The 9,885-nt window shown below is 36.3% G+C and carries 13 protein-coding genes; all 13 read left to right on the top strand.

Features of this window, described 5'->3' with window-relative positions; translation table 11 throughout:
• The first annotated feature begins 260 nt into the window (after positions 1-260).
• The 13 genes from M3226_RS02750 (at position 261) to M3226_RS02690 (ending at position 9,786) form a co-directional block, all read left to right on the top strand.
• Entirely contained in the window at positions 261-593 is a 333-nt protein-coding gene (locus tag M3226_RS02750) for a hypothetical protein (RefSeq protein WP_251562309.1), read from the top strand.
• A 110-nt stretch (positions 594-703) separates the two neighbouring features.
• Positions 704-1,102: a hypothetical protein gene (locus M3226_RS02745; RefSeq protein ID WP_251562307.1), complete on the top strand. Its 399-nt coding sequence runs from the start codon at positions 704-706 to the stop codon at positions 1,100-1,102.
• Positions 1,103-1,279: 177 nt separating this feature from the next.
• The gene (locus M3226_RS02740; protein WP_251562306.1) at positions 1,280-1,798 is read left to right on the top strand and encodes an SMI1/KNR4 family protein; all 519 of its coding nucleotides are present in this window, start codon (positions 1,280-1,282) and stop codon (positions 1,796-1,798) included.
• Positions 1,799-1,955: 157 nt separating this feature from the next.
• Positions 1,956-2,381, top strand: coding sequence for a MarR family winged helix-turn-helix transcriptional regulator (locus M3226_RS02735; protein ID WP_251562304.1), 426 nt, complete (start codon positions 1,956-1,958; stop codon positions 2,379-2,381).
• Positions 2,382-2,505: 124 nt separating this feature from the next.
• Positions 2,506-3,054, top strand: a complete 549-nt coding sequence (locus tag M3226_RS02730; RefSeq protein ID WP_251562302.1) for an NADPH-dependent FMN reductase — start codon at positions 2,506-2,508, stop codon at positions 3,052-3,054.
• Between the two features lie 194 nt (positions 3,055-3,248).
• A complete protein-coding gene (locus tag M3226_RS02725) occupies positions 3,249-4,709 on the top strand; it encodes a DHA2 family efflux MFS transporter permease subunit (protein ID WP_374110531.1) in 1,461 nt (486 codons plus the stop codon).
• A gap of 348 nt (positions 4,710-5,057) precedes the next feature.
• Positions 5,058-5,699: a hypothetical protein gene (locus M3226_RS02720; RefSeq protein WP_251562298.1), complete on the top strand. Its 642-nt coding sequence runs from the start codon at positions 5,058-5,060 to the stop codon at positions 5,697-5,699.
• A 137-nt stretch (positions 5,700-5,836) separates the two neighbouring features.
• The gene (locus M3226_RS02715) at positions 5,837-6,238 is read left to right on the top strand and encodes a hypothetical protein (protein ID WP_251562296.1); all 402 of its coding nucleotides are present in this window, start codon (positions 5,837-5,839) and stop codon (positions 6,236-6,238) included.
• A 165-nt stretch (positions 6,239-6,403) separates the two neighbouring features.
• Positions 6,404-6,793: a hypothetical protein gene (locus M3226_RS02710; protein ID WP_251562294.1), complete on the top strand. Its 390-nt coding sequence runs from the start codon at positions 6,404-6,406 to the stop codon at positions 6,791-6,793.
• 172 nt (positions 6,794-6,965) lie between these two features.
• Entirely contained in the window at positions 6,966-7,448 is a 483-nt protein-coding gene (locus M3226_RS02705) for a hypothetical protein (RefSeq protein WP_251562292.1), read from the top strand.
• Between the two features lie 283 nt (positions 7,449-7,731).
• Positions 7,732-8,382: a hypothetical protein gene (locus tag M3226_RS02700; RefSeq protein WP_251562290.1), complete on the top strand. Its 651-nt coding sequence runs from the start codon at positions 7,732-7,734 to the stop codon at positions 8,380-8,382.
• Positions 8,383-8,591: 209 nt separating this feature from the next.
• On the top strand, positions 8,592-9,149 hold the full coding sequence (locus M3226_RS02695) for a recombinase family protein (protein WP_251562371.1): 558 nt from the start codon (positions 8,592-8,594) through the stop codon (positions 9,147-9,149).
• A gap of 268 nt (positions 9,150-9,417) precedes the next feature.
• Positions 9,418-9,786: a hypothetical protein gene (locus M3226_RS02690; protein WP_251562288.1), complete on the top strand. Its 369-nt coding sequence runs from the start codon at positions 9,418-9,420 to the stop codon at positions 9,784-9,786.
• Positions 9,787-9,885 lie beyond the last annotated feature (99 nt).

Here is a 9,885-nt window from a genome sequence, read left to right as displayed (position 1 = left end):
GTAACATGGAACTTATAATTTACCAATGTATAGATAGATGGAACGCGGAATGATGGGAAACTATCACGTTCCGTGTGGAGCAGGGGAAAAGCTGGAGATAACTTCAAATGCTTACCTATTGCGAACAATAGTTAAAGATTGGGGTTGCTGCTGCAGCTCCTTTTCTTCTTCGACTAACGGAGCAGTTTAGTGGAAGAAGGAGTAATAAGTTCGTGCAGCGAATACATTTTTATGACTTTAATATTAGGGGTTAAAGAACAATGAAAACAGTTAAAGAGCTAAAAGGATATGCAATAGGCGATGATTTCAAATTTCAAATCGTTCAAGTTGTTATTAGCCAAAGTAAGGAAATTGCTGCCTTCTGGTTAAGAGATATAGCAGGCTATACTAACGCTGAAATGGAGAAATTCAAGATTTCAGCGTTTCCTCTGGATAAGAAAGTTTTTATTAGGGACTTCGGAGAAACAACGGCAAATGAACTTATGAAGCAAATTCCTAAATACCCTGCTGTGGTGTTCTGGAAGGAAAAAGGGAATGATTATTACGAGAATTGGTTATCCCACTTTGAGCCAGATAAGCCTTCTGATGGATAATTCTTCTTCAACTAAAGGGCAGTTTACTTCAAGAAGGGTTTCATTCATAAAAACTCGAATACTAAAAAACAAGCGTTTAAGCTAAGTCAAAGATATTAGGGATGATAATAATGACACGTAATCGAGAGCTACCGCAGTTTGAAATCCTGAAGATTTCAAAAGATGATATTGGAAGATATGCCAAGATTAAAGCCATATATCTAGACGGAAAAATAACGATACGATGGGGACTGGATTCTTTAACTTATGTAAATTTAAAAAGTGTATTTTCAGCTCGTGTATTTGACAGAATGCCAAATTTAAACTATGAGTATAAACTTTTGAATTTTTATAGCTCTTCACGTAATCCCGATGAAACAAGGGATTACTCAGGATTTATTGAGTGTATCCTTGGCAAGCAAACAAAACAAATTGAATTTAAATGCTCAGAAACATTTGCAGGGAATATTGAGTGGATGTCAAGAGTAAAAAGGTGCGAAGAATTAAATCATTTAAAGTGGAAGGATTGAGACAGTAAACTTAGAAACTGGAACTTTGTGAAGGAATATACTTACACTAACGGGTAGCTTTAACTAAAGTTGATGATCGCTGCGGCGGTCTTTTTTCTTGTTGAGCTAACGGAGCAGTTTAGTTGAAGAAGGAAATCGGTTTATAATTAAATTATCCATTAACTAGGAGGGGACAATTTGTTACCGATAAGACCTAATAATAAAAAACTTCATAATAAAAAATTATCTGATTTTGAAGATGTGATTGGCTATAAATTACCACAAGAATATATTGATTTTTTAACAGAATACAATGGTGGAGACCCTGAAAACACTATAATTGAACTTCCAAACAGCGAAATTCTTTCAATTGCAATCACTGATTTATTTGGAATAGGTATAGAGAAAATTAATGATTTAAAAACGAATTTCAAGATTTACAAAGAAATAATACCAAAAGGTTACATACCAATTGCTAGAACAGAAGGCGGTAATTTGGTCTGTTTAGCTGGTGACAACGGGCATTTGTTCTTTTGGGACCACGAAATTGATGATATTGAAAATAAGGACCTCCTACCTATCGCTAATAATTTTGAGGATTTCCTTGAAATGATTAAATCGGTTACTGGCGAAGATTTGGAAGACTACGAAGTAGAGGAAGTATGGGTTGACCCAGATTTTTTAGCCGAAATGAAAAAAAACGGCTTATTGAAGTAACGGGTGCGATTGTTCAATAAGAGCAGTCTCTTTTCTTGTTCTGCTAACGGGGCAGTTTAGCTGAAGAAGAGCAATCAATGTAATAATGTTGACAACTAAAAAACAACCATGATATATTTAGCCCACTAAATATTTTTTGGCTAGAGGAGGTTCATCTATGAAGGTTAGTGTTGACTGTGATATTCGTATGTCCTTGGATAAAGTTTCTTCCCAGATGCGTCGGAATTATAGTGAGAGTCTTAGAGAACTTAATCTTTATGTAGGCCAAGATAATTTACTCGCGCGTTTGTGGTTGGGTGATGGAATAACACAAATGCAGCTATGTGAACATTTAAAATGCGAACCGCCTACGGTAACAAATATGGTTAAATCGCTAGAGCAGAATGGTTTCATATACCGTAAACGTGATGAAGAAGATGCAAGGGTTATGCGAATTTATCTAACGGACAAAGGCAAAGAATTAGAAGAACCCGTTGAATTTAAATGGAAACAGCAGCAAAAAAAATTACTACAGTCAATTTCAGCCGAAGAACGCTTAATATTAAGGGATTTAATAAAGCGAATGGAGAAAAACTTATTCTAAGTTTTCTCTCAAAAAAATGTTTAGTATACTAAATATATAGTTAGCACCCTAAATATATATTTAGAAGCCCAGAGTCTCTGAAGTGAAGTAATTTTAATTAATATTTATTGAAGGAGAGATTCGTATGGAAACAAAGGTTAGTATCGTAGCCCTATCAGGAAGTAGTCGGAAACAATCATCCACTCTAAAAGCGCTTAAAGGCCTAAAAAAATTCATGCCCGACAATGTTGAATATGAAATATACAATGGTATTGAAAAACTTCCGCATTTTAATCGTGAATTAGATAATGATAACCCCCCGGTAGAGGTGCAAGTATATAGAGAATTGCTTTCACGAGCAGATGGAGTCATTATATGTACACCCGAATATATAAAGGGTATACCTGGTGTCTTGAAAAATGCTTTAGAATGGTTGGTGTCGTCTGCTGAGCTTTATTCGAAACCAGTAGCGGTCATTACAGCTTCATGTGATGGGGAAAATGCTCATCAAGCAATACAACTCAATTTAAGTATGCTAAACGCGAATGTATTCGATGGTGGAGCATTATTAATTTCCGGAGCGAACAATAAATTGAACGAAGACGGGGAATTTGTAAAAAATGAAGTTAATTCCTCACTAAAGTTATTAATATCTAAATTGCTTGAAGAAGTCTATAAGAAGGGTTCTTCTTGAGAATCGGTGTTTTAGATAAATAAAAAGGACAATGAATTTCTACACTTATTAAGAATTTGGAGAAGGGTGACGCAGAAATATCTTAACTGGGTAATCACCAGCAGATTAGTTAGCAAGCTAAGCATTATTTAGTTTTCTTCGATCTACTCCAAACGTGATAGGATTTGCTAAAAAATAAACGGTTAATACTTAAATTGTTAATACAAGGGGATATAGAAATGAAGAAGCAATACAATACGCGTGCCATCTTGGCATCGCTGCTTATCTGCGGTTTTGTCGGCATGTTTAGCGAGACCGCTCTAAATATAGCAATGACTAATTTAATGGAAGTGTTCCAAATTTCAGCCGCAACCGCACAGTGGTTAACCACCGGTTTCTTGCTGACTCTTGGCATTTTAATGCCGATGAGCGGCCTACTGCTGCAGAGGTTTACAACTAGACAGATGTTCACAGGTTCACTCACAAGCTTAATTCTGGGTACACTTATTGCGGCGCTCGCGTTTAATTTTGAAATGTTGATGGTCGCTCGAGTTTTACAGGCTGTAGGCATGGGGTTATTGTTGCCGCTCATGTTTAATACGATTCTTGTCATATACCCGCCGGAAAAGCGGGGAGCGGCGATGGGCTTCGTTGGACTTGTTATCATGTTTGCGCCAGCAACCGGCCCGACCATTGCCGGTCTATTAATCGAGTATTTAACATGGCATTATATCTTCTGGTTCTCTCTGCCGTTCCTGGTTATTGGATTGTTGGTAGGGCTGAAGTATCTGGAAAATGTTACCGATGTCACGAAGCCCCGGATAGATTTACTGTCTGTCGTATTGTCAACGATCGGCTTTGGAGGAGTTGTCTTCGGCTTCAGTAAGGCAGGCGAAGGATCTGAAGGCTGGGGTAGCGCAGTTGTGATCACTTCCATCATTGTTGGGCTCGTCGCGCTGGTTCTGTTCATACTGCGGCAGAACGTGATGCGAGATCCGATGATGAATCTGAGCGTTTTCAAGTACCCAATGTTCGTCGTTGGGCTGCTCCTGATACTGTCGTGTATGTTGATTATGATGTCGAGCATGATTATCCTGCCGATGTTTCTGCAGACGGGTGCAGGTCTGTCTGTTTTCACTGCGGGACTCATGCTTTTGCCGGGCAGCGCGCTGAACGGTATCCTCTCCCCGCGTATGGGTAGCTTGTTCGATAAATATGGCCCGAAATGGCTTGTTATTCCCGGACTCGTGATCGTTTCAGTCATGTTATGGTTCTTTACTACCCTTTCGCCTGCTTCTTCAGTGGCTTTAATCGTGGCTTTGCATATTGGGCTCATGATTGGGGTAGGCATGATATGGATGCCTGCTCAAACGAACGGGCTAAATCAATTGCCGCCGGAGTTATACCCTCACGGCACGGCAGTCATGAACACCCTTCAGCAGGTCATAGGCGCGATTGGAACAGCGGTCGCAATCAGTATTCTTACGGGCAGTATGGAGAAATACTTGCACGGCTCCTCCGCTCCGGCCCAACAGGCCGAAATGGCAAACGCGATGACGGCTGGATCACAAAACGTGTTCCTGTTTGCGATGATTATAGCACTGATTGGCGTAGTCATAGCGTTCTTCATCCGCCGGGTCGTAGTAAGCCACGAAGCGGTGCATTCGCCACATTAATGTTTTGTCAGCGCATCCCTTGTCGGTATCTATTAAGAACGTTCATATTAATAGAATGAAAAATGGGGTGTCGGTTGGAATTTTATGAGCTGGTGTCATCGGATATTGTGAAGAATTACCTTAAACAAACGGGGGCATTAATCTAAGAAGGATTAATGCTCTTTTTTTGTTTAGCTAAAGGGCAGCATTCCTATAACAAAGAAAAGTTTGTGAAACAAAGTACTTAAGCTAACGGGTGCGATACTTCAATAACGGAGGTCGCTTTTTTTCTTGTTAATTTAACAGTTCAGTTTAATAAGAAATCGATTTATAATATATGGTAACAAAGGGTTCAGAGGTGGAATAAGAATGATTGGCTCTCCTGAAATAAATAAATTGATTAGAAAAATTTTATCTCCAACATTAAAAGATAATGGATTTGATAAAGTTAATACTCGAAATAATTGGGGTTGGAAGGACCACTGTATTTGGGTATTGGACATAACTGCTGTTGGAAAGTATTTTTCAGATGTAACAGGGTGGTCCCCTATGTCTGTGTATGTAGAATTAGGGATATATTATTGCTTTGTTCCACCTAAAGACGGTGAACTAAAAATTGGTACTAAAGCTGAATTACTACCCAAACCCCATCAATGCCAGTTACAAAAACAGTTATACTGTAGCCTTGACCAATCTAATTACACCTATCACTTTGACAATCCTGCTGAACAAAAGCGAAATGATATTTGGTGGATAGAACCAGATGGAGCAAATATCGAGAAAGTTATAAACAATATAAAACAATCTTTCCTGAGTGATGGATTAGTGTGGCTAATGAAATATACAGATTTGGTGACAGCGTTTAAAGAAATTGAAAGTGAGCACGACTCTTTTAATAAATTCTACAAGGCAAGGTATTTTGCAGAACATTTAAATGATAATTTTAAGTTTGAAGAGTACAGTCATTTATTAGAAAAAGAGCAAAAAAGAATTGAGGGCTTGTTCAGCTAACTGGGTGCAAGAGTTTAAGATCGCAGCTGCCTTTTTTGGCGGCTTTTCTTATTGAAGTAATTGGCAGTTTTCTTGAAGAAGGGAAACCTTAAATGAGATATAATTAATTTACAATTTATAAGATAAGGGGATTTAGATTGGGTAGAATAAAAGCATTTTTAAAGAAGGATTCTGACATTTTAAGAAATACTATTTTATTACTTTTTGGTTTAATTTTTGGTATCAGTAAACTGATTTATGACCACCGAGTAAGTGCCATATTTATAGGTTTGTTTTGTGTTATTGTTTCAATATTCACTTTCCTAGACATTATAAAAGAATTTAAACTGACAAATAGTGTGAACGTGGAAACAACAAAAGTTGAAGAAGATGATAAAGGAAAAAGATTAAAAAAAATCATTTTAATTGTAATCAGTTTATTATTTACCTGGATATTTGGACTGTATTTTTTATTTTATAAAAATGACGAAGCAATGGTGGTAATGATACCAATATTTAGCTATTTAATTTTACGAGATTCTTTTAAAAAAAGAACATAAACATAATGGGTTATGATGATTCGTTCTTTAACTATAGGGTGCTTATGTTAAAGACGGGATGGCTGCGGCTATCCCCTTTCTTATTGTGCTAACTGGCAGTTTAGTTGAATAAAAGTTATTCTACTACAGATATGGTAAAATTAAGGTGATTAGGGAGGGGATGGAATGAAGAAATTATTAGGAGTTTTTTTCTGTCTATTGGTTGTTATCCTTGTGGCTTGTCAGCAAACAAAAGAACCACTAAATTTTATTGGGGAAAATGAGAATTGGATAGCAAAATTAGATTTAGAAACTCAGAATGGTGAAAGTGAAATTAAAAATTTCGATTTAAAGTATAAAGGAAAAGATAGTAAGGATGTAAAAAATCTTGAATTTAAAATTAAAGCACCAAATTATTCTTGGGGTATGGGGAGTATTGAATTACAAAAGAATGGTTCATTCAAAGAAAATGAAATCCACCATATTAAAGAATCAACCACAAGTTCAGATGTTATGGATATTGAAGTCAAATGGAACGGAAAAGTAGAAAATTTTATACTTGAAAATAACAACTAATAACTACTCTTTAATGTGCTTTTCTTCTTCAATTAACGGGTGCTTTAACGAAACAAAGAGTCGTTGCTGTGGCTATTTTTCTTGTTTCACTAACGAAGTAGATTAGTTCAAGAAAAAAAGAAAATTAAAACCTCTAATATGTTAAAATATAGAAAAAATGTACAAAAGAGGGGTGAAGACCATTTTACCAAGAAAAATAATATCTGCTTCAATTTCTGGGACTTTTTTTGCAATTATTTTAGGATTAACACTACCCAATCCTGCTGGTGATTTAAATCTAAGTTCAATCAAAAGTTATTTAGTGACAACCAGTACGATTATCCCAATTTATATGATGTATAGTTTTCCAGCAATCTTAATTTATGGTGTATTAACATCAATTATCAGTGATAAGCTCGGAGATTTTATATCAATCAAGGTTAAAGAAAAAAAGGCAGAACTTTTTGTTTCTGGAGCCTCACATATCATTTTTGGACTGATATTGTTCTGGTTTAGTCTTGGAGCATCTATAATATTTTTTATTACCGATAGAATTTTGAGGAGTCGTTATAAAAAGTACAAGTGGTTGGGAGCAATTAAAAGTTTAGCAATTCCTGCTTTAACGTGGCTATTATTTATGGGAATTGTTTGGGGGAATGATATGTTCTTTAGTTAAAGGACGGGTTTCTTTTAGTCTTTTTTCTAATTCCATAAGAAGTTTGTGAAACATTGTACTTAAACTATAGGGTGCGTTATTTATCTTAAGGAGTCCACTTAGGAACCGGTCAGACATAAATTTTTAGTTAAAGCCACTTCCCAGCGTCAAAGGAGAGAATCGTGGCGGTTTTCCGTCTACCGCAGTAAAGACGTCTTGTCGATATTTGTCTACAAGAATTATCTGCAAAATCACCTTTTCTCGCTACAATAAAGCATGTACGAGAAAAGGAGGTGCAAGCAATATGAAATTTGAGACAAAATATTTAATAAGATGGGGGATTCCTGGTTGGGTATTTCTACTAACAGTGGGGATATTTTTAATTGTTTCTAAGGATATAGACGCGTTTAAGTTGATAAATAAAGACCCAGTAAAATCTTTAAGTGCGATAATTACCTTAGCAAGTATAGGTGTACCTGTTGGATATCTATTTCATCAGCTTTATTTCGGTTATTCTTGGGTAGCTTCAAAAAGAAAAGGAATATACAAAATAACCGGCAATATTACGGGATACATTAGGAAATTTCCTAATGATGATGAAAAAGAATATTTATATTTAGAGTATCTTTGGCAAAGTGAACTTAGTTTAATGAATCAAAATAAGCGTGATTACTTAGCAGAAAGATACCGTCATCTTCTCTCAACAACACATAGTTTAGGAGTATTATTTTTTAGTGTGTTGACATCCTTTATTATTTCTTTATTTATAATCAAGTCAATATCATTAGGGGCACTAGATATCGTACTGGTAGTCTCAATAGAAGTGGTGATATTAGGGTTTATATGGTTGAACTATTATTATTATTCAAGTACCGCAATGAATTTTTTGGGTCTTTTCCTTAATGAATTCATTAATCAACCAGAAAGAAATCAACAGAGAATTACAAATGATTAAGCATCCTTTAGAGGGTGCTTTTTATTACGCCAATAGGAAGTTCTGAATTGAGAATTGGATCACTTATTAATAGTAGGAAATCGACTTATATATATATCGGTGTCATAACTTAAAAGTTTTGACTCCAAAAATTGGAAGTGATAAAATCAGGGTATCAACTGGTGTCATAACTTATGGTCAAAAATAGAGTTGCAAAGTGGGGGATTTTTGTGAAGTATGGATACGCCAGGGTTTCAACCATTGGACAAGATTTAGATGCACAAATTCAGGTATTAAAAAGTGAGGGATGCAGCCAAATCTTTTCCGAAAAAATGACTGGAACAAAAAAGGAGCGGCCGCATTTTCAAGAGGTTCTTTCACGCTTAAAAGAAGGTGACACGCTTGTTGTGACCAAATTGGATCGTTTTGCCCGTTCAGCAGTCGACGCTATCCAAATCATAAGGAATCTGTTTGAACATGGTGTCAAAGTACATGTTTTAAATATGGGATTGGTAGAAAATACTCCAACAGGAAAACTGATTTTAACCATAATGAGTGGGTTTGCAGAGTTTGAAAGAGATATGATTGTGGAGCGCACACAGGAAGGTAAGGCTATAGCAAAGCAGCGCGGGGATTTTAGAGAGGGACGTCCGAAAAAATTCAAAAAGGCTCAAATTGAGCATGCTTTGGTGTTACTGGAAACAAACTCTTACAAACAAGTCGAAGATATTACTGGAATAAGTAAAAGCACGCTTATTAGGGCAAAAAAAGCTAATATTAGTCAATAAATTAAGAAAGCAGAAAAAGGGCGGCCGCTGTGGCTGTCTTTTTATTTATAAGAGATTTTCCATTTATAAAACTGGAATTAACTAATAATGCAGGAATAAAGTACTATTAAGTTGAATTATTCCATTACACTCGGTTTGCAGATTATTGTAATTAAAAGGAGTGAACTCTATGACCATATATGTGTTAAACAAGTTGAAAGAAGACCCAGATTACATTAATGGTATTTCCAAACATGTGGACGGTTTTATCTGATGGACTTATACAAAGATGATTACAAATTTCCTTTTGTATGGAAAGGAGATTGATATTGGTCTAAATTCAGAGCGTAGGTATAATAACGACGAGTACCATATGGATTTGGGGGATATTCGGGCATTATCCCGAATTGTCCGAGACAAGATTGGATTGCGGAAAGAGGGAGAAACGGCTACTTCATATGGTGAAAGGACCTTAACCGGACTTGCTCAACTTTTGACTGAACCTGATTTTTTTCTGTACATAGACCACCAAGATAAGGAAGGCAACGTGACCCGAGAGCGCCTTGTTTGGGTGGGGCCAAAAAATTACAGACATATCACTTCAAATAATCAGAAATATCTCAAACAAAGAGCGTTGATAGGGGAACAGCGGCAATAGGGGGAACGCTGGCGTCTTTTATAAAACCAACCTTATACACCTATAAGGGAAATTCTAGGAGGACCTATTTCTTTAAACAACATTAACAATAAGGTGGAG

This window comes from Neobacillus cucumis, assembly GCF_023715505.1.
This window is presented reverse-complemented; position numbering and strand designations above follow the sequence as displayed.